The 22,700-nt window shown below is 69.5% G+C and carries 20 protein-coding genes and 1 pseudogene; 8 read left to right on the top strand and 13 right to left on the bottom strand.

Features of this window, described 5'->3' with window-relative positions; translation table 11 throughout:
* Positions 1 to 238 precede the first annotated feature (238 nt).
* A pseudogene (locus ISO16_RS29070) lies at positions 239 to 569 on the bottom strand (transposase); the annotation flags it as partial.
* Positions 570 to 1,161: 592 nt separating this feature from the next.
* On the opposite strand from ISO16_RS29070, the gene ISO16_RS28990 reads away from it, so the two are divergent.
* Entirely contained in the window at positions 1,162 to 1,317 is a 156-nt protein-coding gene (locus ISO16_RS28990) for a hypothetical protein (RefSeq protein ID WP_326839323.1), read from the top strand.
* Positions 1,318 to 1,373: 56 nt separating this feature from the next.
* Here ISO16_RS28990 and ISO16_RS11440 read toward each other — a convergent pair whose 3' ends face one another.
* Both ISO16_RS11440 and ISO16_RS11445 read right to left on the bottom strand, forming a co-directional pair.
* Positions 1,374 to 2,327, bottom strand: coding sequence for an oxygenase MpaB family protein (locus tag ISO16_RS11440; RefSeq protein ID WP_268256895.1), 954 nt, complete (start codon positions 2,325 to 2,327; stop codon positions 1,374 to 1,376).
* 179 nt (positions 2,328 to 2,506) lie between these two features.
* Positions 2,507 to 3,964 carry a cytochrome P450 gene (locus ISO16_RS11445; protein WP_072636058.1) on the bottom strand — a complete coding sequence of 486 codons (1,458 nt, stop codon included), beginning with the start codon at positions 3,962 to 3,964 and terminating at the stop codon, positions 2,507 to 2,509.
* A gap of 275 nt (positions 3,965 to 4,239) precedes the next feature.
* Between ISO16_RS11445 and ISO16_RS11450 the strand changes: the two genes are divergently transcribed.
* The 3 genes from ISO16_RS11450 to ISO16_RS29075 all read left to right on the top strand — a co-directional run bounded on the left by ISO16_RS11450 (position 4,240) and on the right by ISO16_RS29075 (position 5,811).
* The gene (locus ISO16_RS11450; protein ID WP_043798425.1) at positions 4,240 to 4,452 is read left to right on the top strand and encodes a hypothetical protein; all 213 of its coding nucleotides are present in this window, start codon (positions 4,240 to 4,242) and stop codon (positions 4,450 to 4,452) included.
* A gap of 70 nt (positions 4,453 to 4,522) precedes the next feature.
* The gene (locus tag ISO16_RS11455; RefSeq protein ID WP_072636059.1) at positions 4,523 to 5,629 is read left to right on the top strand and encodes an AAA family ATPase; all 1,107 of its coding nucleotides are present in this window, start codon (positions 4,523 to 4,525) and stop codon (positions 5,627 to 5,629) included.
* Complete coding sequence (locus tag ISO16_RS29075) at positions 5,572 to 5,811, top strand: helix-turn-helix domain-containing protein (RefSeq protein WP_083662317.1); 240 nt, start codon at positions 5,572 to 5,574, stop codon at positions 5,809 to 5,811. Before ISO16_RS11455 ends, ISO16_RS29075 begins: the two co-directional genes overlap by 58 nt.
* A gap of 26 nt (positions 5,812 to 5,837) precedes the next feature.
* Here the strand turns inward: ISO16_RS29075 and ISO16_RS28995 are convergent, their stop codons facing one another.
* From ISO16_RS28995 to ISO16_RS11480, 4 genes are all read right to left on the bottom strand, one after another.
* Positions 5,838 to 8,450 carry a helix-turn-helix transcriptional regulator gene (locus ISO16_RS28995; protein WP_072636061.1) on the bottom strand — a complete coding sequence of 871 codons (2,613 nt, stop codon included), beginning with the start codon at positions 8,448 to 8,450 and terminating at the stop codon, positions 5,838 to 5,840.
* Positions 8,451 to 8,612: 162 nt separating this feature from the next.
* Positions 8,613 to 9,029: a hypothetical protein gene (locus ISO16_RS11470; protein ID WP_072636062.1), complete on the bottom strand. Its 417-nt coding sequence runs from the start codon at positions 9,027 to 9,029 to the stop codon at positions 8,613 to 8,615.
* Positions 9,030 to 9,180: 151 nt separating this feature from the next.
* Positions 9,181 to 9,663 carry a nucleoside deaminase gene (locus ISO16_RS11475; RefSeq protein ID WP_072636063.1) on the bottom strand — a complete coding sequence of 161 codons (483 nt, stop codon included), beginning with the start codon at positions 9,661 to 9,663 and terminating at the stop codon, positions 9,181 to 9,183.
* Positions 9,664 to 9,776: 113 nt separating this feature from the next.
* Positions 9,777 to 11,039, bottom strand: coding sequence for a lipase family protein (locus ISO16_RS11480; protein ID WP_072636064.1), 1,263 nt, complete (start codon positions 11,037 to 11,039; stop codon positions 9,777 to 9,779).
* A 168-nt stretch (positions 11,040 to 11,207) separates the two neighbouring features.
* On the opposite strand from ISO16_RS11480, the gene ISO16_RS11485 reads away from it, so the two are divergent.
* The 4 genes from ISO16_RS11485 (at position 11,208) to ISO16_RS11500 (ending at position 15,619) form a co-directional block, all read left to right on the top strand.
* Positions 11,208 to 11,687 carry a nuclear transport factor 2 family protein gene (locus tag ISO16_RS11485; RefSeq protein ID WP_043798437.1) on the top strand — a complete coding sequence of 160 codons (480 nt, stop codon included), beginning with the start codon at positions 11,208 to 11,210 and terminating at the stop codon, positions 11,685 to 11,687.
* A 1-nt stretch (position 11,688) separates the two neighbouring features.
* Positions 11,689 to 12,519 (top strand): SDR family NAD(P)-dependent oxidoreductase, encoded by an 831-nt coding sequence (locus ISO16_RS11490; protein WP_072636065.1) that lies wholly within the window; start codon positions 11,689 to 11,691, stop codon positions 12,517 to 12,519.
* A 125-nt stretch (positions 12,520 to 12,644) separates the two neighbouring features.
* On the top strand, positions 12,645 to 13,793 hold the full coding sequence (locus tag ISO16_RS11495) for a bifunctional alpha/beta hydrolase/OsmC family protein (protein WP_072636066.1): 1,149 nt from the start codon (positions 12,645 to 12,647) through the stop codon (positions 13,791 to 13,793).
* Complete coding sequence (locus ISO16_RS11500) at positions 13,790 to 15,619, top strand: glycoside hydrolase family 15 protein (protein WP_050035820.1); 1,830 nt, start codon at positions 13,790 to 13,792, stop codon at positions 15,617 to 15,619. The genes ISO16_RS11495 and ISO16_RS11500 overlap by 4 nt, the downstream gene beginning before the upstream one ends.
* A gap of 73 nt (positions 15,620 to 15,692) precedes the next feature.
* Here ISO16_RS11500 and ISO16_RS11505 read toward each other — a convergent pair whose 3' ends face one another.
* The 6 genes from ISO16_RS11505 to ISO16_RS11530 form a co-directional block, all read right to left on the bottom strand.
* Complete coding sequence (locus ISO16_RS11505; protein WP_072636067.1) at positions 15,693 to 16,682, bottom strand: ABC transporter ATP-binding protein; 990 nt, start codon at positions 16,680 to 16,682, stop codon at positions 15,693 to 15,695.
* A gap of 2 nt (positions 16,683 to 16,684) precedes the next feature.
* Positions 16,685 to 17,671 (bottom strand): ABC transporter ATP-binding protein, encoded by a 987-nt coding sequence (locus tag ISO16_RS11510; protein WP_072636068.1) that lies wholly within the window; start codon positions 17,669 to 17,671, stop codon positions 16,685 to 16,687.
* Positions 17,668 to 18,573 carry an ABC transporter permease gene (locus ISO16_RS11515; RefSeq protein ID WP_006945896.1) on the bottom strand — a complete coding sequence of 302 codons (906 nt, stop codon included), beginning with the start codon at positions 18,571 to 18,573 and terminating at the stop codon, positions 17,668 to 17,670. Before ISO16_RS11515 ends, ISO16_RS11510 begins: the two co-directional genes overlap by 4 nt.
* A complete protein-coding gene (locus ISO16_RS11520; protein ID WP_006945898.1) occupies positions 18,570 to 19,517 on the bottom strand; it encodes an ABC transporter permease in 948 nt (315 codons plus the stop codon). Before ISO16_RS11520 ends, ISO16_RS11515 begins: the two co-directional genes overlap by 4 nt.
* Positions 19,518 to 19,570: 53 nt before the next feature.
* A complete protein-coding gene (locus ISO16_RS11525; RefSeq protein WP_072636069.1) occupies positions 19,571 to 21,106 on the bottom strand; it encodes an ABC transporter substrate-binding protein in 1,536 nt (511 codons plus the stop codon).
* Between the two features lie 61 nt (positions 21,107 to 21,167).
* Positions 21,168 to 22,691, bottom strand: a complete 1,524-nt coding sequence (locus ISO16_RS11530; protein ID WP_072636070.1) for an ABC transporter substrate-binding protein — start codon at positions 22,689 to 22,691, stop codon at positions 21,168 to 21,170.
* Between the last annotated feature and the right edge of the window lie 9 nt (positions 22,692 to 22,700).

Below are 22,700 nucleotides of genomic sequence, written 5' to 3' on the forward strand. Positions count from 1 at the left end.
GCGTCCATGAAGATGGATGCTCCTATTGGTGTCAAGCCGTGTCAGCCAGGGGTTGGGAGCTGGACTGCTGTTCGCGGTCGGTGAGCCACCGCGAGTAGGTGGCGGCGAGATCGGGGTCGAGGCGTTGCCCGATTTCCAGACGTCGTAGACGCTGGTAGGGAACCTCGAGTGCGTTCGCCGCCGTGGTGATCGGGATGGCCAGTGTTCGGCGACGTTGTCGGAGTCGGCCCGTGTCGGTGCGTGCCCCCGGTTGCGGATTCCGGATGATTTTGAAGACTTCGCGCGCGACGAAGCGTTTGAGGCACCGGATGATCTCGCGCTCGGATTTACCCTTCCGTCGTGCGTCGCGCGATGTAGTCGACGGTGCGCGTGTCGCCGGCGGACATCCGCACGAGCACGATCCGATGGATCGCGGAGTTGGCGGTGCGGTCGCCGCCCCGGGAGAGTCGGTGCCGCTGATGCTGGCCCGACGACGCGGGGATGGGTGCAGTTCCGCACAGGGCAGCGAACTGCTGTTCGCTGGTCAGTCGTTCGGGGTTGTCGCCGCAGGCGACCAGAAGCTGGCCGGCGACAAGGGGGGCCGACGCCGGGCAGCCGCAGCCGGTCTGCGTGGCCAGCGCCACGACAACCCCCAGCACCCACACCCTGCCCCCGTCTTGCGGCCCCTCATCACCACCCCTTCCACCTGGCGCGTACCCGGTTGGTCACTATGCCATCCCCTGCGCCGGCACGGTTCGTTCCCCCGATCCGGCGGTGCCGACTGCACCGGCCGTGTCGGCAACTCGCTCACCTGCGCAGACGACACGTCCCTGCACGGACGGCGGCGGTCGGTACCGGTCGAGCGTGCGAGTGATCTGGACCAGGGTCAGATCGACGTGTGCGGGTCCGTCGTCGAGCTGGAACGGCCGCACGGTGACCTGAGCCTTCGCCACCGGCCGCCGGGTCCGTGCAGGCGCACCAGTTCGGTCGGGGGTGGTTCGCCGGCCTGGATGCGGGCGGCGAGGGCTTGCAGGTGCGGAAGATCGCCCGGGTGCACCATCGGGCCTGTGACGTGGGCGTTCTGCAAGCGCTGCGCTCGACCCACCCGGGTGCCATGGTGGGCTGGGTCGGTGTCCCCCACGTCACCGACCTTCCGCAACAGCACATGTTCTGGAAGACCCGGTGCGCGCCTACCTCCCCGACCTGCTCGACCGGGTCTGGAACGGACGCATCGAGCCCGGCAAGGTCTTCGACCTCACCTTGCCCCTCGCGCAGGTCGCCGAAGCCTACGCAGCCATGGACAAGCGGCGCGCCACCAAGGTCCTACTGCGCCCCTGACCGGATTCCGGCACCCCTGCGAGCGGTCCAGCCATGACGCCACCGCCCGCGACGGTTCAGCGCGTGCCGCCGCTCACATTCTCGTGTGCCCCCGTGTAGTGCATCGGACTGTCCAGCAGATGCGCCGGCGGCAGGTTGCGATCGGGCGTGTGCACGACGGGCGCGTCCGCCGGGATGCGGCCCGATGCGCGGTCCCAGCCGGCCCGGGCCCGCGGATGGTAGCGGTAGCGTCGCGGAATCAGCTTCTCCCCCAGCCCGATCGAGCGGCCGATGGCGCGGTGCAGCCGTTCTTCCCGCTCGGAGAAGGTGTAGCCCAGCAGCGTGCGCACCGGCGGGTCGTACAGGCCGATCGTCAGCCAGAGGAACCCACAGGTCATCGGTGGCCGCAGCACCGTCCACACACTCGCGGGCACCCACCGCAGGAACGGCGGCCGGTCGAGGTGCGACAGGTCCAGCACGTCGCGGGTCGCCTTGTTGTCCTCGAGCACCTCCCGGCACATGCGGTCCCAGTAGGCGAGGAAGTCCTCCCAGCTGCCGGGGACGGGTCGCATCGACACCCCGTAGAGCCGGTACCACCGGACGTGCTCGTCGAACAGCCTGTGCTTGTCGGCGAGGGACAGCGGGCCGTCGAACCACTCGATCGAGACGACGAGGCTGTAGAAGAACGTCGCGTGCGCCCAGTAAAACGTGTCGGGGTCGAGGGCGTGGTAGCGCCGGCCCTTCTTGTCGATCCCCTTGATCGTGTCGTGGTAGCCACGCACCTGGGCGGCGGTCCCCGGGGCGCGCGGGCCGTCGAAGACGACGCCGTAGATGGGGTACAGCGACCGGTACAGGCGTTCCCAGCGCTCGTCGAAGAACTGCGAGTGCTCCTCCACGGCCGCGCCGAGGCCCGGGTGCATGTTCTGCATCGATCCGGCCCAGGGGCCGAACAACATTCCGCGCCAGCCGCCGAAGTACTTCCACGTCAGGCTGTCGGGGCCGAGCGGGACGAGCTCGCTTTGACTACGCACGTTGTCAGTTTGGGGTGTGGCCCGGCGCATGTCAAGGACGCACGGATTCGCTCGCACCTTCGGAATCTGCCCACGGCGTGCACCGCGCAACCTCCGGAAACACGCACGAATCCGTGATGGGGCGGGTAGGCGCCACTACCTCGGGGAATCGACCGTCTGTGCCCGTTTCCACAGTCCTCTCACGGCCACTGGTCCGTGTGACGGTTCGCCGGGCGCACCGGTACGCGCCGGCGGACGCCGCACGGCACCTCACCGGCCGGGTGCAGCAGCAGATCGGTGGTGAGCGCCACCGAGCCCGAAAGGGAACAGAACTCGAACTCACGCACCAGGATCGCCAGGGCTACCGCCGCCTCCAGCATCGCGAAGCGCTGACCGATACAGCCACGGGGGCCGTGACCGAATGGGAACCACGCATACTTGTGACGCTCCCTCTCGCTGTCCGGGGTGAAACGCTCCGGGTCGAACCGGAACGGCTCCGGCCACAGATCGGCACGGTGGTGCACCACCCACGGCGCCAGGTTGACGTCCGCACCGGCAGGGATCCGATACCCGCACACCTCCCTCTCCTCGACGGCCCGCCGCGTCAGGTACGGCGAGGGTGGGTACATCCGCGCGGCCTCCTTGAGCACCATCGTCGTATACGTCAGCGCGTGGGCATCGGCGGCCGTCGGTGTTCCGCCGACCAGCACCTGTTCGGCTTCGTCCCGAGCTCGATTCTGCACACCCGCGTTCTTGCCGAGCAGGTGGAGTGCGAACGTCAACATGGTGGCCGTCGTGTCGTGTCCGGCCAGCAGGAACACCTTGACCTGATCGCGGATCTCAGCGGTGGACAACGCGTCACCGCATTCCTGGGCCGCCACCAGGCGCCCGATCAGGTCGACCCCCGGCTCAGCGGCGGCGCGGCGGCGCTCGATAATCGCGTCACACAGCCCGTCGAGACGGGATTCCGCGCGCGCGATTCTCCGATTCCCGGGCGTCGGCCACGCAGAGGGAAACCGAACCGCGGACACACCCCGCTGCAGGACGGCACGTCCGAGGACGGGCAACGTCGTGCGCAGCACCGGCAGCATCTGGGGCGCCTGCACGCCGAACAGGATGCGAGCGGCGACACCGAGCGTCAGCGTCGTCATCTCCGCACCGAGGTCGACGAGGCGACTCGGACAGTTGTGCCACCGGATGGCCACACGCTCGGCTCCGTCGACCATCGTCGTCACGTAGCCGTCCACGCTCTGCGGGGTGAACAGGGGCTGGATGAATCGACGCTGACGCAACCAGGTCTCGTCCTGACTCGTGACCAGGCCGTTCCCGTACAGGTCGCGCATCGCGCGGTAGAACTCCGAGTCCTTCCGGTAGTTGAGGTGGTTCGGAGCGTTCAGCAGTTCCCCCACCCCGTCCGGGTGGTTGACCGTGAAGAACTCGCGGCGCCGGCCCGGCAGCCCGACGGCGTAGCGTACGACGTCGCCTCCCTCGGCGTACCCGCGCAGACCGAGTTCGAGGGGATCGCGAAGCAGCTCCCTCGTGGAGCCCAGCAGCCACGTTCCCCGGACGGTTGGTGGCTCCCGTGACGATGTGCACGGCGCGGGCGTTCGACCCGGCTGCCGCGGTGCCACTGGGCCGCGGATGCTGTTGCATGACATGGCTGTCCTTGTCGTTCGGGTGGTCCGGCAGGACCGAGCAGTAGTGTGACGCGGTGGTGACCGCCCCCGGGCGGGGCCGAATCTCCGGACCGCATATTCAGCATCGGACGCCCGCCGCCGGGGGACGCGAGTAGTGCGCTACCCCAGTCCGGCCCTCGCGCCGAGCCGGGGTACGCATGGGGCACGAGGCGGACGTACCGGTCCGGCCGGGACGGATCCGAATGGAGTACCTCCCTACGCGTGCCGTCCCCGTGCCGCGGCGCAACCCTCGATGCATGAACGAGAGCTTCGAGACCTGGGACGCGATGTCGAAGGAGCTGCCGAAGCCGTACGCGGCAGCGCTGCGGATGCGGGCAGGGGCTGCCGGTGACGAACCGCTCGCCGGGTACGTGGACCCGGACGCGCCGGAGGGATCCGCGCGCATCGCCGAGGCCGAACCAGATGCCCTGCAGGTGTGGCCCGACGGTGGAGCACCGCTGCTGTGGTGACCTAGAATTCGCATGTGATCAGCGCGTGGCCGCTGACCGGCCGGGGGACGAACTGCGAATCGTCCGCACAGTGATCGCCGGGGACAGCTCCTGCGCCGGCATCGTCATCGCCGGAGCACCTGGCGTCGGCAAGACCCGGCTCGCGCGCGAGGCCCTGGAGCAGGCGCGCACCCGCCGATGCCGTACCTACTGGACGGCAGGAACGGAGTCGTCCCGAAGCGTCCCGCTGGGTGCGTTCACCGACGTCGTCACCGACTTCGGTGCTGACCCGCTCATGCGAGTTCATGACGTTCTCACCGGGCTGGTCGGTGGACCCGACCGGCCGCATCTGGTGGTCGGTGTCGACGATGCACACCTGCTCGACGACATGTCGGCATTTGTTGTCCACCGGCTTGTGCTCCACGGACTGGCGACAGTGGTTCTGACCGTCCACGCCGGCGAACGCTGGCCGGATGCGCTCGTCCGGTGCTGCAAGAATGGACCGCTGCGCAGACTCGACCTGCGTCCGTTGTCCCGGGACGACACACGCACGCTCGTCGAGACGGTGCTCGAAGCTCCGATGGAGGCGTCCAGCGCCGAGCGACTCCGGGCCTGCACGCAGGGGAATGTGCTCTATCTGCGCCACCTTCTGGAAGACGAATATGCAAGCGGTCGGCTGACGCAGTCGTCGGGCGTCTGGCTGTGGCCAGGTCCGTCGGGCCTGTCACCGACCCTTCTCGGTCTGGTGGAAGCGAGCATCGGCCGGCAGTCGGCGTCGGTCTGCGAGGTGCTCGACGTTCTGTCCACCTGCGAGCCCCTCGACCTCGCGGTGTTGCGAACAGTGGTCGATCCCGCCGCACTCGACGCAGCCGAAGCGAGCAGGCTCGTTGTGGTGGAGACCGACAGCCGCGCACCGACCGTCGTCTCGGGTCCACGGGTGGCTGCCGCCGCTGCCCACGCGACCGCGCTGGCCGGACGGGACGGCGACGCACTGCTCGAAGCGTCCCGTGCGTACGAGGTCTTCGGAGATCTCGTCGCGGCTGCGGACGCCGCGGCCCACGCCGCCGCGAACTTCCGGCGGGCCGGCCGCCGCGGGCCCGCGCTGACTGCGTGTGCCGTCGCACGACGATTGGCTGACGCGTGCGAGGGAGCGAGCACACCCCCGCGTTGCGGGCCTATCTGGAGCCGGTTCCGTTGACCGGACGCCAGCGAGAGATCGTGGAGCTCGTGCAACGGGGCTTGTCCAATCGGGAAATCGCCGAGCGACTGGGGGTTTCCGTGCGCACCGTGGAAGGTCATCTGTACCGCGCCTGCCGGAGAACCGGGGTCTGCAGCCGGGACGAGCTCGGAGAACTCCTGGGCACCCACCCCAATCGATGACATCGGTCTCCCGTTTCGGTTGTGCGTCAACGGCATTGCTCGCGCAGCAGAGCCGCGAGCTCGTGCCGGTTGCGGGTTCCGGTCTTCTTCTGTGCCCTATACAGATGGCCTTCAACCGTTCGTACCGACATCGTCAGCGCTTCGGCAATCTGACGGTTCGTCAGTCCCCGCATCACCATCGAAATGATCTCGCGCTCACGGGGCGTCAGGGGAAGGTCGCGGTCCGCCGTCTCGCGGAGGGCGGGGGTGGTCAGCCCTCCGCATTCCCGGGCAAGGCGTTGCGCGCGGGCGCCCAGTGTCAACGACGACCCGCGCAGATTCGCGCGAGCGAACGCGAGAGCGGCGCGCGCAGCGGCATCAGCCGCTGCAGCCGTATCCCCCATTTCCTCGAATTGCGTTGCAACCTCGGATAACGCCTGTCCGTCGTGGTCGGACGCAGCGGAGGCGAATGCGGCCGCGATGCACGCGCGACGACTTCTCGTGCTCTCCGCAAGATGCGCCAGCCGCCTTCTTCCCGTCACGTCCCCCAGGTGAACTGCGACCTGTAGGCACATCACTTCCCGGGCATGTTGCCGATGCTCGGCGGCGAACTCCGCGGCCCGGAGCGCGACCGCCGCCGCTGTGCTGACCGCCCCCAGCGCCGCATGGCCCCAGGCGTGGGCGAGCAACCGCTCCGAGTCGACGAAGTCGAAGGCCGGGTGCCGGTTCTGGTCGACGCTGGACAGCAGCGCCGTCGCCGCAGTACCGCGACCTGCCATCGCCAGTGCCTGAGCGAGAAGTATGCCGTACCGATACATCAGGACCGGGTAGTCGAGCGACGTGAACTCGGCAAAGGCCCGATCGAGGCGTTCGAGGGCGAGTGCCAGCCGCCCGCCCCCGAGGGCGGCCATGCCCGCGATCGCGGTTCCCACCGCGCTCGTCACACCGGGGAGCCGAATGCACTCGCGGTAGGTTCGAGCGGCAACGACTTCGGCTTCGGCCACCTCGCCGGCGAGGAGCATCGCGTCGACGTGGAACTCGACGAGGCCTACGCGCTGGTACGAGGCTTCCTGCCAGGATTCCGCCAGTCTGTAGCCCTTCGATGCGGTCTCCGAGGCCAGGTTCCACTCGCCCACATCCCCTGCCGCGATGACAGTTCCCCAGATCGCGCACATCGCCGCCGACGCGGGCACCCGTGTCGTGTCGATATCCCGGCCGAGTTCGAGTGCGGCCAGGGGATCACCCGCGACAGCTCTCTGTACGGCGCGAACGGCGCGCAACGACTCCGCCACGGTCGGCGGGGCGTCGCCGAGCGCGTTGTCGACGATCCGTTTCGACTCCTCCGGCCGCGCCAGGATCCACAGCATGTTCGTAGCCCGGAGCGTCAGCAGACGCGCGAACCGATCGTCCGTCAGGCTTTCGGGCGGCATGGCGGCGAGCACATCCTCGGCCTCGGTTCCCCGGTTCAGCAGCAGGAGGGCGTGAGCACGACAGAGGTCGGCTTCGGCCCCGCCTCCGGCGAGGGAACTCGCATGTGCCAGCCTCTCGCAGAGGGACAGATCCAGCAGCGCCATCGCGCCCCGAGCGGCGCGCAGGAACAGGTCCGGGTCGATCGGCAGGTCCGAGTCAGCGTGCAGGACCGCCCGCCGTACGACGTCCTCGGGTCCGGACGGGGGGAGAGCCGCGAGCGCCGACACGACACGCCCTCGCAGGCGCCGCAGTCGCGTGTCCCCGGCACGTGCTCGACGCACCTCTCCGTACAGCGGATGAGCCATTCGCGCAGCTCTCGGCCGACTTGCTGCGTCTATTCGGATCAGCCCGCGGTTCTCCGCCTCTTCCACCGCATCGAGGTCGGACAGCTCCGACAGCACCGCGACGGGCAACGGTTCCGCCACCGCAACCAAGTCCAGAACCGTGCGCACCGCCTCCGGGAGGCGGCGGATCTGTTCGCCGAGCAGGTCCGCAACACTGTCGGAAACGGTGAATTCCTCCTGCCAGAACCACAATCCGTGACATTCTCGAAGTCGGCCGCTGGTTACCTCCTGTGAGACGAGATGCCGCAGGTACAAGGCATTGCCGCGCGTCAGATCCCATATCTTCGACGCCGACTTCTCGTCTACAGGACTGCCGAGCACACTGGCGAGCAGTGCGTCGGACTCGGATCGCGACAAGGGCTGAAGATCGAGCCGCAGCAGCATGCCGTCCTTCCACAGGGCGGTGACGGCATCAGGTGCCGGCTCCCCGGACCGTACCGTGACGATCAGCCGGGCAGTCCCTCGCAACGCCACATGGTGGATCACGAATGCCGACAGTTCGTCGAGCAGATGCGCATCGTCGATCGACAACACCTCGTCGGGGCTTTCGGAAGTGGACGACTGTACGAGCTGGTCGATCAGCTGAAGGGGGTTGGAGGTCGGGTGGTCACACCATCCGACCAATGCCCCCAGCGGCACCGTTCGCGCCGATGCCGTCCCCACCGCCGACCGCACGGAGATGCCGGCCGACGATGAGCGGAGCACCAACTCGTGCGCCAGTCGGCTCTTGCCCACCCCGGCCTGGCCCGCGATCACACATCCGCGGTAACCGTCGGTGCCGTCGAGCGCCGCCTCGAGTAGACGCAAGTCCCCTGCGCGTCCGATGAGCGGCCCTTCCCCCGCCATAACGGCATGGTAGGGACGTCGCTCGTACCGTGTCCACCATCACGCGGCGGCCCGGAGGGTGTCGAGGGCACATGGACTTGCTCGCATCTTCGGAATCTGCCCACGCCGTGGCCTGTGCGAATCCCGAAGATGCGAGCAAGTCCTTCCCCGGTGCCGGTTCGCTCAGCCGAAGGAGAAGTGGTGGCTGCCGACGAACCGTGTCTGCGCCGGGCCGGGGATCGAGACGTCGATCGAACCGACGCTCCGGTACACGTGGTCGTCGTCCTGGCAGTCCGCGTCGACCGTGTAGTCGCCGTCGGGCACGTTGTCGAACTTCACGGTTTCGTAGTCGGCGTAGTAGATCTCGGCCACTCGCACGTCGGGGATTCCGTTGATCACCGCGTTGCAGTAGTGCGGGTAGTCCGCCTCGGGGGCGCGGTAGTAGATGAACTTGACCGTGACCGTGTGCTCCCGCACGCTCACGCTCCAGCTGCCGTACGGGTAGGGGTCCACTGCCGATGCCGTGGGCGCGAGGCCCGTCATCAATGCGAGCGGCGCCGCGAGGGCGACCGCTGCGCGTCCGAGCTTCGAGCCCTTCATGGGCGTTCCTTTCGACCGTTGACCAGCCCGACCGGTTCAATGGTCGACCCAGGTACGGGTACAGGAACTGCAAAGCGCCGCAGTCGAACACAACCCGTGATCAACATCGATTGGCTGTCACCCGGCCGTGACCCAGCGTGTCACGGAACAGTCACACCGCGTGTCCGTGACACCGACGATGCAGGGCACGCACCTCGTCGAGGAGTTCCGGTACCGGCCCCTCGACGGTCACCCCGTGCGCAACCTCCTGGATCGGCAGGGCCCGGACGGGCGCCGGCGGCACGCCCAGCTCTTCCAGCCAGCCGACCAGTTGCGCCGAGGACGCCACGTACACGACGCGGCCCAGCCCCACCCAACCGTGCGCGGCCGCGCACATCGGGCAGTGCTCGCCGGACGTGTACACCGTCGCGCCGGCGCGCTCGGCTTCGCCCATGTGCGCGGCGGCCCAGCGGGCCAGTTCGAACTCGGGGTGCCGGGTCCGGTCCCCGCCCGCGACGCGGTTGCGGTCCTCGGCGAGGCTCGTGCCGTCGGCCGACACCAGCACCGAGCCGAACGGCTCGTCGCCGGCGTCCAGCGCCTCCCGCGCCAGTTCCACACACCGCCGCAGGTGCGTCATCTCCGATTCGTCGATCACGAGGTCCTCCCGGTGCTGCGGTCGTCGACCGCATCATGCCACCGCGGTCGTCGACCGCATCATGTCACCGCGGTCGTCGACCGCATCATGTCACCGCGGTCGGCCGGCGGCCGTCAGCCGGCGCAGGTGTTCTCGTCGGGCGCGCCCGCGAACCGCCGGTCCATCCAGTCCATGCCTTCCACGGCGGCCGGGATCAGGCCGATCCCGTGACCCGCACCCGTCCCGGTGAGCACCGGCGGGATGCCGTAGCGGCGATAGGTGACGGATGTGCCTCCCGCGCACCACTTCCCGACCATGGTGTCGACGCCGCTCACCTGGACGAAGTCGTCGGTCGTGTTCTGCGCGACGAACGTCGGGATGGCGGGGGCGATGTTGCCGAGCTGCTGCTCGTGCACCAGCGACGCCCACGGTTCGGCGGCCAGGTGGTCGGCGATGGGCCGGCCGTCGACCGTGTACCAGGTCGTCGGGAAGAACGGATTCATGCGCGGCGCGTCGTAGATGCAGTACGTCTCGGCGCGCGCGAGGATGTCGCGTCCGGCGGGATTGAACACACTCAGCAGTTCCTCCCGCAACTGCGGATAGGCGGCGCCGAATCCGTTGACCACCCAGCCGATTCCGCCGGAGAGCAGCGAGCCGTCGCCGGCGACGGCGAGATCGGCGAGCGACGCCGGCGGTGAACCCGCGACCGCGGCGACGACGGGCAGCTCGGGAGCGTAGGTGTCCGCCAGCTCCGCGGCCGCCGCCGACGACATGCCGCCCTGTGAGTAGCCCCAGAAGCCGATGCGGGTGCCCTCGTCGATGCCGCGGTCGGTCAGCCGCAGGGCAGCACGGGCCATGTCGAGCATGGCGTGCCCCTGCGAGACGCGGTTCAGGTAAGGATGCACACCGGGCGTGCCGAGGCCCTCGTAGTCGGTCATCGCGACGGCGTAGCCCCGCGCGAGCAGCGGCACGATGTGCAGGTATTCGTACTCCTGGGCGTGATGGGTCAACTTCGACGGCGCGCACTGATCGCCCATGCCCTGCGTGCCCGGGCCGAGGACGATCGTCGGGCGCGGGCCGTCACCGGCCCAGGGTTGCGACGGCACGAACACCGTGCCGGTGACGGCGGTCGGGCTGCCCGTGGCGTTCTCGCTGCGGTACATCACGCGGGTGGCGGTGGCGTCGAGCGCCGGCGCGACGGCCGGTTCGGCACGCAGGAGGTCGCCGGCCGCACCGTCGGGCAGCGGATCGGGCGGGAGGTAGAACCCGGCGTCGCCCGTGCCTGACGCGGACCCCGTCGGAGCGGCGGCCGCGACGGGACCTGCGACGAGGGCCATGAGCAGCATCGTCAGGGCCGCGGTGAGCAGTCGGGCGGTGCGCATCGGCATGCCGAGCATTCTGCACACGTGTGTACCGCCACGGAAGGTGTTGCGTCGATATTTCTGCAACAAGTTCTATGACAGGATGGCGCCACGGTCCGATCACCGGGACGACCGATGCCGAGAGGAGCCCCCCGGCGCTACGGTCCGCTCGCCGCTGTATCCGCAGGACGGAAGGACGACGCCATGACCGTCGAAGAGCGACTGGCCCGCCTCGAAGCGCTCGAGGAGATCCGGATGCTCAAGCACCGGTATTTCCGCGCGTGCGACGCCAAGGACCCGAAGGCCATGCGCGACTGTTTCGTCGCGACGGGCGCCGACATCTATTACGGCCCCGCCCTCGGCAGCTTCGACGACGCCGACGCTCTCGTTGACGTCTACGCCCGCATCGCCCTCGAACGCGTCGACGACCGGTACATCGTGCTCGACATGCACCACGGCATGCACCCCAGCATCGAACTCACCGGCGACGGCACCGCCACCGGCGCCTGGACGCTGCGGTTCCGGCAGGTCGACCTGCGTGCCCGCACGGAGCGGGTGAGCGCACTCGACTACGACGACGACTATGCGATCGAAGACGGCAGGTGGAAGATCGCCCGGTGCCACGTGCGCGTCCACTGGTCCATCGAACGGGCACTGACCGACGACGTGAAAGTGGTGTTCTGACATGACCGAACGCAGGGTCGCCCTCGTCACCGGCGCGAGCCGCAGCGTCGGCAAGGGCATCGCATGCGCCCTCGGCTCCGACGGCTGGACCGTCTACGTCACCGCGCGGGGCCCGGTCGGCACCGCCAGCCCCCTGGACCGGACCGCCGCGACTGTCACCGAACGCGGCGGGCTCGGCATCGCGGTGCAGTGCGACCACACCGCCGACGAGCAGATCCGGGCACTGTTCCGGCGCATCGCCGACGAGCAGGGCGGCCGGCTGGACCTGCTGGTGAACAACGTGTGGGCGAGCCCGCCCGGGTTCGCGGGCTTCTCCGAGCCGTTCTGGAAACGCCCGATCAGCGATTGGGACAGTCTCGTCGGCGTCGGACTGCGCGCCCACTACGTGGCCTCCGTCGACGCCGCGCAGCTGATGGTGCCGCGCGGCAGCGGGATGATCGTCAACATCTCGTCGTTCGGCACCCGCGGCTACCTGCACTCGGTGCTGTACGGCATCTCGAAGGCCGGCATCGACAAGATGGCCGCCGACATGGCCGTCGATCTCGCCGGCACCGGCGTCACCGCCCTGTCGCTGTGGCCGGGACTGGTGAAGAACGAGGCGATGCTCGCCCGCGGCATCGACAACTTCGAGGGCTTCTCCCTCGCCAACGCCGAGACCCCGGAGTTCGTCGGCCGCGTGATCGTCGCGCTGGCGAACGATCCGAAGGTGAACGAGCGCAGCGGGCGCACCCTGATCACCGCCGAGACCGCCCTCGACTACGGGGTCGTCGACGTCGAAGGCAATCAACCGGATTCGCATCGGGCCGCGTTCGGCGGCGGCCCGCTGTACTGATCCGCGGTCCGGCGCACCGGGCGAGACGCCGTGATCACCCCTGCGGGTGCGGATCTTCCGCGGTTCTCACCGGGTTTCCCGAGGACGAGATAGCCTCGGGCGAGAGGGTGAAAGGGAGCGGCAGCATGCACAGCGAGAGACTCCACTTCGCCGGCTCCGGCGCTACGGAACTGGCGGGCCGGCTGGACCTGCCGGAGGGCACGCCGCGCGCGTTCGCACTGTTCGCGCACTGCTTCCCCTCCAGCGAGGACGTACCGGCGGCGCGGATCTCGGAGGTCCTCACCGAGCACGACATCGCCGTCCTGCGCTTCGGCTTCGCCGGTCGCGGTGGGTCCGGCGGGGACTGTGCCGGCACCACCTCCGGTCCCGATGTCGCCGACCTCGTGCGTGCGGCGGATTTCCTGCGCACCCACCATGCCGCTCCCAGCATCCTGATCGGCCACTCCCGCGGCGGCACGGCCGTCCTCGCGGCGAGCGAGCACGTGCCCGAGACGCGAGCCGTGATCACGATCGGTGCCCCGGCCGGGACCGAGCGGATCCACCGGCCCGGTACCGCACTGCTGGTGATGCACTCCCCCACCGACGACACGGTCGGCATCGACAACGCCCGACAGATCTTCGCGGCCGCCCGCCACCCCAAGTCCTTCCTCTCCCTCGACGGCGCCGACCACCTGCTCACCCGGCAGTCCGACGCCCGGTTCGCCGCCTCGCTGCTGGCGACATGGGCGAGCAGGTACCTCGACGAGAACACTGCGGCGCAGGCGCCCACCGCGCCGGCCTCGGCCGAAGGCGTCGTCGAGGTCACCGGGAACGGAGCCACCCGGTTCGGGCAGCGCATCACCCTCGGCCGGCACCTGATCACCGCCGATGAGCCCCCACCGGTGGGCGACGACACCGGGCCTTCGCCGTACGACCTGCTGCTCGCCTCCCTCGGCGCCTGCACGTCGATGACGCTGCGCATGTACGCCGATCGCAAGCAATGGCCCCTGGAGAACGTGACGGTTTCCCTGCGTCACAGCCGGATCCACGCCGCGGACTGCGAGGACTGCGAGACCCGGACCGGGCGGCTCGACAAGATCGAACGCGTGATCCACCTCGCCGGTGTTCTCGACGAGCAACAGCGGCAGCGCCTGCTCGACATCGCCGACCGCTGTCCGGTGCACCGGACCCTGCACTCGGAGATCGTGGTGGACACCGCCCTCGCAGCCGATGACCCCGCCGACCGGGAGACCCGCGACGCACCGACGGCGACGACCGGGCCGGCACCGGCATGAGTTCGCTGCCCATCGGCGACTACGCACTGCTCTCGGATCGGCACTCGGCCGCACTGGTGTCGTCCGACGGTTCGATCGACTGGCTGTGTATGCCCCGCTTCGACAGCCCCTCGATCTTCGCCGCGATCCTCGACGACAACGCCGGGCACTGGTCGATCCGGCCGGCCGGCGAATTCCGGGTTCGGCGCGAGTACGTCGAGGGCAGCATGGTTCTTCGCACGCTCTTCCACACCGGCGGGGGGACCCTCGAGCTGCGCGATGCCCTGATCCTCGGGGATGCGCAGGACCCCCATCGCCTGGGGGAGCATGCGCCGCACATGCTGGCCCGGACCGTCAGCTGCACCCGCGGCAGCGTCAGCGCGGAGCTGCTGTTCCGGCCTCGTCCGGAGTACGGTCTCGTCGCGCCGGTACTGACCGCCGTCGACGGCGGGATCACGGCCGCCGGTGGGGCGAGCCGGTTGACCCTGTCGAGCACGGTGCCCCTCGAGGTCGGCGGCGGCGCAGCCCGGGCCCAGTTCGACCTGCACGCCGGGGAGAGCGCGTACTTCGCGCTGCAGCACGCGGCACTCGGCGCACCCGTCCCGCCGGTGCGTCCCGGAGCCGCCGTCAGGGCAGCGGTCGACGACACGACGACCGGCTGGCAGGACTGGTCGGCGCAGCACCAGGCCTACCAGGGCCGCGCGCGCGACCTGGTCCACCACTCGGGACGGGTGCTGCAGGCCTTGAGCTACCAGCCCACCGGCGCGATCGTGGCGGCAGTCACCACCTCGCTTCCCGAGCAGGTCGGCGGTGCGCGCAACTGGGACTATCGCTACTCCTGGGTGCGCGACGCCAGCATGACCATGCAGGCGTTGTGGGTCGCTGCCTGTCCGGACGAGGCACACGAGTTCTTCGATTTCATGGCCACTGCCGCTGCCTGCTCCTACACCAACCGCCCCCTCCAGATCATGTTCGGCATCGGCGGGGAGCACGACCTGTCGGAGCGGACCCTTCCGCACCTCTCCGGCTGGCGTGGCAGCAAGCCCGTCCGGGTGGGGAACGGTGCCTGGACCCAGCCCCAGCTCGACACCTACGGCGAATTGCTCGACGCCGCCGCCCAGCTCCGTGACCAGGTCGGCTCGCTCGACAGTCCGACTCGAAACTTCCTGGTGGGCCTCGCCGACGCCGCCGCGGCACGCTGGCGCCAACCCGACAACGGCATCTGGGAGGTCCGCGGCGAGCCGCGGCACTTCGTGCACTCCAAGGTCATGTGCTGGGTGGCCCTCGACCGTGCTGTCGCCCTGGCCGACTGGCTCCACGCCGACGGCCATGTCGAGGCATGGACGGCCGCTGCCCAGGAGATCCGAGATGCGGTGCTCACGCAGGGGTGGAACGAGGCCCTCGGTTCGTTCACGCAGTCCTTCGGCGCATCGAACCTCGACGCCACCGCCTTGCTGCTGCCGATCGTGGGTTTCCTTCCCCCGGACGACCCGCGGGTGCTGTCCACGATCGATGCCGTCCGCGAGCGGCTCACCGACGCCCGCGGCCTGGTTCACCGCTACCACACCGCGGCGGGGGTGGACGGCCTCGAGGGCCAGGAGGGGACCTTCCTGCTGTGCACCTTCTGGCTCGCCCAGGCCCTCGCCCTGGCCGGTCGCACCGACGAAGGTGCCGAGGTCTTCGAACGCGCGGTGGGCTACGTCAACGACGTGGGATTGCTCGCCGAGGAGATCGACTCCGCCACCGGGGAACAGCTGGGCAATTTCCCCCAGGCGTTCAGCCACATCGGACTGGTCAACGCCGCCTGGGCGCTGCACCAGGCAGAGCACGTCGGCACGTTCCACTGAACCGGCTGGATCGAGGTGGAGGAAGAGAGTTCCGGGGTTCGCCGGCCGCGTGATCGTCGCACCGGCGAACGCGTCACGCGAGGTGGCAGGCCACCTGCCCGCCGTCGGGCACCTCGGTGGTCTCCGGTCGGCGTTCCCGGCACACCGGCATCACCTGCGGGCAGCGGGAGCTGAACGCACATCCGGCCGGGGGATTCGCCGGGTCGGGCAGCTCGCCGTCGAGCCGGATCCGTACGCGGGTGCGTTGCCGCACGGGGTCCGGGACGGGCACCGCGGACAGCAGCGCCTGCGTGTACGGATGCGCGGGCTCGGTGAACAGCCGTTCCGACGGCCCCCACTCCACGATCCGGCCCAGGTACATCACCGCCGTGGTGTGGGCGATGTGCCGGACCACGGCCAGGTCGTGGGCGATGAACAGATATGCGATGCCCAGCTCGGCGGACAACTCCTCGAGCAGCGCGATGACCTGGTTTTGGGTGGACACGTCGAGGGCACTCACCGCCTCGTCGGCGATCACCAGCCTCGGCTCCACCGCGATGGCCCGGGCGATGGCGATGCGCTGACGCTGGCCGCCGGAGAACTCGTAGGGGTAGCGCTCGGCGTGCTCAGGCCGCAACCCCACCTGTTCGAGCAGGCGGCGCACCTTCCGACGCCGAGCCTCGGCGTCCAGGTCGGTGTGCACCTCGAGCGGTTCGGCGATGGCGTCCCCGACCGTGCGCGACGGATCCAGCGAGGAGTACGGGTCCTGGAACACCATCTGCATGCTGCGCCGCGCATCCCGCAGTTCCGACCGGTTCAGCGTGGTGAGGTCGACGCCGTCGAGGACCACCGAGCCGGCGGCGACGTCGACCAGCCGCAGGATGCCGCGGGCGGTGGTGGATTTTCCGGATCCGGATTCCCCGACCAGGGCGAAGGTCTCGCCGGGCCGGATGTCGAAGCCGACCCCGTCCACCGCGCGGATCGTCCGCTTCTTACGCGACATCCGGCCCCGGACGGGGAACTCGACCCGCAGGCCCCGCACGCTGAGCAGCGGTGCGCTCGCGGCCGATTCGACGACGTCCACAGTCATGAGGTTCCCTCCAGGATCAGATCGGTCACCCGCGCGCAGCGCGATACGCGGTCGTCGCCGACCGGCCGCAGCGGCACGTCGACGGCGCACTCGTCGGCCCGGTGCGCGCAGCGCGGTGCGAACCGGCAGCCGACGGGGATCGAGCCGGGCGGCGGTGGTGAGCCGGGGATGGTGTGCAGGTCCGTCCGGCCGCCGATGTCGGGCACCGATCGCAGCAGGCCCTCGGTGTACGGATGCCGGGGCGCCGCGTAGAGCGCCTCGGTGCGGGCCCGTTCGATCACCTGTCCCGCATACATCACCACCACCTCCGTGCACAGGTCGGCGACCACGCCGAGGTCGTGGGTCACGAACAGCACCCCCATGCCGAATCGTCCGGCCATCTCGCGGATCAGATCGAGCACCTGTGCCTGGATGGTGACGTCGAGCGCGGTGGTGGGTTCGTCGGCGACGAGCAGTTTCGGCTCGCACGCCAGGGCCATCGCGATCATCACCCGCTGCCGCATGCCCCCGGAGAACTCGTGCGGATACTGCCGGACCCGGCGTGCGGCATTCGGGATTTCGACGAGGTCGAGTACCTCCACGGCCCGGGCCGTGGCGTCCTTCCGGCTCATGCGGCGGTGCCGGCGCACCACCTCGGTGATCTGGTCACCGACCGTGAACACCGGGTTCAGGCTGGTCATCGGCTCCTGAAAGATCATGGCGATGTCGTTGCCGCGCACGGACTCCAGTTCGCGAGCAGGCATGGTCAGCAGGTCCCGTCCCTGGAACCGGATGCTGCCGGCGACCGTTCGGGACTGCCGGGGCGGCAGCAGCCGCAGCACCGAGGAACACGTGACGGACTTGCCGGAGCCCGACTCCCCGACCAGCCCGACCAGTTCGCCGGCCGCGACGTCGAAGGACACGTCCTGCAGGACCGGCGTCCAGCCGGACGCGGTGGCGAACTCGACGCCGAGGCCGTGGACGCTCAGCAGTGGTTCGGTCATCGTTCGCTCCGGTTCTCGCGGCCCACCGAATCGCGGATGCCGTCACCGAGGGTGTTGCAGGCCAGCACGGCAAGGACGATGGCGACGGCGGGAATCAGGACGGGCCAGGCGGTGTAGTTCCAGGCCTCGCGTCCCTCGGCGAGCATCCGCCCCCAACTCGGGTCGGGCGGCTGGACCCCGAGGCCGAGGAAACTCAGCGAGGATTCGGCGAGCATGGCGAAGCCGCAGGCGAGACTGACCTGCACGATCAGCGGGGACAGGGTGTGCGGAAGGATGTGCTTGCGCACGATCCACGCGGTCGGGGTGCCGATGCTGCGGGACGCCTCGACGAAGGTGTTCTCCCGCACCGCGATCACCGCGCCGCGCACCACGCGGAAGAACCTGGGCCCGAAGACGATTCCGATGGCAATCATCGCGTTGGTGAGATTCGGCCCCATGACGCCGACGATCGCCATCGCCAGCAGCAGCGGCGGGAAGCTGAGGAAGGCGTCGGCGATCCGGGACAGCAGCGCGTCCCAGCGGCCGCCGAGAAACCCCGCCGTCAGCGCGGGGATCACGCCGAACGCCAGCCCCACCGACACCGAGATCGCCGCGGCCGAGACGGCGACCCGCGCGCCGTAGAGCAACCGCGACAGCGTGTCCCGGCCGAGGTTGTCCGTGCCGAGCAGATAGCCCTCGCTCAGCGGCGGCAGCCGGCGCGCCGTCAGTTCCTGCACCAGCGGATCATGCGGCGCGATCAGCGGCGCGGCGAGACCCAGCACCGTGATCAGCGTCAGGAACACTGCCGCCGCGACGGCTGCGCGGCGGCCACGGAACCGGCGCAGGAACCGGCGGCGCGGGGATTCGACGACAACCGGGGACGCATCCTCGACGGTCTTCGGCGGCGTGATGGTTTCGCTCATGCGGCGCTCCTGGTCCGGGGATTGAGGTAGCCGTACGAGATGTCGACGAGCAGGCTCATCACGACCGTCGCGAAGACACCGAAGATCACCACGCCCTGGATGGCAGGCAGGTCGCCGGACAGCACCGCCTGCACGGCGAAGTCCCCGAGTCCCTTGAGCCCGAACACCGACTCGATGACCGCCGTGCCGCCGAGCAGGAAGGCGATCTGCATGCCGAGCACCGTCGCGGTGGGGATGAACGCATTCTTGAGGGCGTGCTTCCACAGGACGGCACGTCGCCCGAGCCCCTTGGCCGTGGCGGTGCGGACGTAGTCCTGCTGCATCACGTCGATCATGGAACTGCGCAACTGGCGGGCGATCTCGGCCGCGGCAGCCAGTCCCAGCGCGATCGCTGGGAGCAGCAGGTGGCTGAGCCACGGCCACAGCCCCTTTGCGAGCGGTGTGTACCCGGTCGCGGGGAGTGCCTTCAACTGCAGGGAGAACACCAGCACCAGGATGAGACCGAGCACGAAGTTCGGTGTCGCGACGCCCAGCGTGGACCCGAGGCTGGTGGTCCGGTCCTGCCAGCTGCCGGGGCGGCTGCCGCCGATGATGCCGGCCGGAATACCCACTGCCAGCGCGACCAGCACCGACACGAGGGTCAACGACACGGTCACCGGCAGCCGGTCGACGATCATCTCGAGCACGGGGGCCTGATAGGTGAAGCTCGTCCCCAAGTCACCTCGCGCCAGACCGCCGAGGAAGTCGAGATACTGCACGACGACGGGCTGGTCGAGGCCGAGATCCACGCGCACCGCCTCGATCTGCTGCGGTGTCGCGCTCTCCCCGGCGATCCGATGGGCGGGATCGCCCGGGATCAGGAATATCAGGCCGAACGTGATGGCGGTGGCGATCAGCAGCAGCGGTAGCACCGCGAGCAGCCGTTGGCCGATCAATCGAAGCATCCTGCCGGTCCTTTACATCTCTCGAGGTGTCGCTCGGGGCGCTGCCGCAGCGGTCATTCGGCGGCCGTGAGGCCGATCCCTCCCCATTCGTCCAATGCGCGGTACGGCTGGTATCCGACGACCCGGTCGGTGAGGGTGGCGCCGAGGTCGGCGAAGGCCAGGGGGATCATCAGTGCCTGGTCCACGACCGTGGCGGAGACGTCGCCGATGAGCCGTCCCCGGGTCTGCTGGTCCGGTTCGGCGTTCGCGGCGGCCAGGGCCTCCGCGAAGCCGGGAGTGACGTCGTGCGACGGGTTCTGCGGCGAATCCGGGGCGAAGTAGGTGGCCAGCAGCAGCGACGGATCGGCGCGTCCGGAGAAGGTGGTGAGCACGGCGTCGAGCTCCCCCCGGTTGAAGACCGGTGACATCTCGGCCGGGCTGAGCAGGCGGATCTGCATGGTGACCCCGATCGCGTCGAGCTGCTGCTGGACGATCTGCGCGATCCGCTCGTTCTCGGGCAGGTTCATCACCCCGGCGGTGAACGTGAGCCCGTCGGGCAGGCCGGCGGCCGCGAGCGTCTCGCGGGCGGCCCGCTCCTCGTAGGCGTAGCGGTCGGCCAGTTCCGGGTTGTAGGCGAAGTAGCCCTGCGGGAAGTTCTGGCTGGCCGCCTCGCCGTGACCTTCGAGGGCGGAGTCGACAAGAGCCTGCCGGTCGATCGCGGTGCTCAGCGCCCGGCGCACGTCGACATTGCCGAATTCGCTTCGGGTGCGGTTGAAGTGCAGGACGTAGTGGTTCAGGCTGGTCTGCACCTGCGAGTCCAGGCCCTGTGCGGCGGCGGGGTCGATCGAGAGCGGCGTGGCCATCGCGATGTCGAGTTCGCCCGACGCCATCGCGTTGATGCGGGTCTGTGGGTCGGCGACGACCTCCCACTCGAAGCGTCCGGCGGTCACCGACTCCGGATCCCAGTAGCCGTCCCAGGCCACGAAGTCGTACGATGCGCCGGGCTGGGCGTCGGCGACGATGTACCGGCCCGCGCCGACGGGTCGCAGCACCAGGGCGGCGTCCTTCTCCGGCGTGCCGAACGCATTCGGGCTGAACATCATTCCGGGCAGATCGGACAGGGTCAGGACGAGTTGTGTGCCGGGTCCGTTCAACCGCAGCACCACCGTGGTGGGGTCGGGGGTCTCGATCGCCTCGACCGGAGCGAGCATCGTCGTGGTGATCGAGTCCGGCTCCTGGGCGCGTTCGAGGTTGGCCTTGACCGCCTGTGCGTCCAGGGGGGTGCCGTCCTGGAACTGCAGTCCCTCCCGCAGGTGGAAGGTGAGGGTGCGGCCGTCGTCGGAGAACTCCCACGACTCGGCCAGTCCCGGAATCGGGTTCGCGTCCCGGTCGCGGTGCACCAGCCGGTCGTACACCTGGGTCAGCATGATGTTGTCCTGCGCGACCCGGGTCTTGTGCGGATCGAAGGACGACGCCCCGTAGGTGGTGGCGTACCGCAGCGTCGCCTGGGGGTCGACGGCGTCCGACGTCGCGGTGCCGGCGGACCCGCACCCGGCGAGGAGCGCGACGGCCAGCGCGGCGCCCAGGGCGAGTCTCGTACGACGGGCCATGATGTTCTCCGATTCTCGGCGTGGGATGGAGACGGGACGCGGGGTGGGAGGAAGACGGGTGTTACGGCGCGGCCACCCCGACGCCGCGCCACTCGTCGAGCACCCGGCTCGGCTCGTAGCCGACGACGGTGCCGGAGGTGATCGCACCCAGGTCGGCGAACGCGACGGGCAACATCGCGGCGTGATCCATCACCACCGCGTTCACCTCCCCGAGCAGGGCGGCACGTTCGCCGGGATCGGTGGCCCGGTTGGCTGCATCCATCGCCGCCCGGAAGCCGGGGATATCGTCGTGCGACGGGTTCTGCGGCGAGTCCTGCCCGTAGTACGAGGTCAGCAGCAGCGACGGTTCGGCGCGACCGGTCAGGGTGGTGAGGATGGCGTCGAGCTCGCCGCGGTTGAATGCGGGATTGAGGTCGGTCGGCGTCATCGACCGGATCTCCATCGTGATCCCCACCCGCGCCAGCTGTTCCTGCATGATCTGCGCGATGAGCTGGTTCTCCGGCAGGTTCGACGCGCCGGCGACGAACGAGAATCCGTTCGGCACACCGGCCTGTGCGAGCAGGGCCTTCGCGCGTTCGGGGTCGAACGCGTACTGGCCGTCGAGGGCGGCGTTGTGCGCGAAGTACCCGGAGGGGAAGTTCTGGCTGGCGGCCTCGCCGTGTCCTTCGAGTGCGGTCTCGACGACGGCCTCCCGGTCGACGGCGTGGGCGAGTGCCTGCCGCACTTCGAGGTTCCCGAACTCGCTGCGGGTCCGGTTGAGGTTGAGCACGTAGTTGTTGAGGGTGGTCTGCACGTGCGACTCGAGGCCCTGTTGTTCGGCCGGGTCGACGGACAGCGGGGTGGCGATCGCGGCGTCGAGCTGACCGGAGGCCACCGCGCTCACCCGGGTCTGCGGATCGGTCATCACGATCCACTCGAAGGCGCGGGCCTGCACCGCCTCCGGATCCCAGTAGCCGTCCCGGGCGACGAACTCGTACTGCGCACCGGGCTGTGCGTGCGCGACGGTGTAGCGTCCGGTGCCGGCGGGGGTCAGCACCAGGGCGGCGTCCTTGTCGGGGGTGCCGAACGCGTTGGGGTTGACCATCATTCCGGGCAGATCGGAGAGGGTGAGCACGAGTTGCCCGCCCGGGCCGTCGAGTCGCAGGACCACGGTCTGCGGGTCGGGGGCCTCGACGGCGGCGACGCCGGCGAGCATGGCGGCGGTGATCGAGTCGGGCTGCATCGCCCGTTCGAGGTTGGCCACCACCGCGGAGGCGTCGAACGGGGTGCCGTCGGAGAACGTCACGTCCTGCCGCAGGCGCAGCGTCAGGGTGGACCCGTCGTCGGCGAACTCCCACGATTCGGCCAGCCCGGGAATCGCATTCGCGTCCCGATCACGGTGCACCAACCGGTCGTAAACCAGGTTGAGCATGATCGAGTCGCTGGTGATCCTCGTCTTGTGCGGGTCGAACGACGACGCACCGTAGGTGGTGGCATAGCGCAACGTCGCGTTCGGGTCGACGGTCTGCGCGGCGTCCGTCGCCGCGGAACTGCCGCACCCGGCCACCGCGACGGCGACGGCGAGCACGGACAGGGCGGCCTTCATCGATCTGTG

Source organism: Rhodococcus sp. M8 (genome assembly GCF_015654185.1).
Lineage (GTDB): Bacteria > Actinomycetota > Actinomycetes > Mycobacteriales > Mycobacteriaceae > Rhodococcus > Rhodococcus aetherivorans.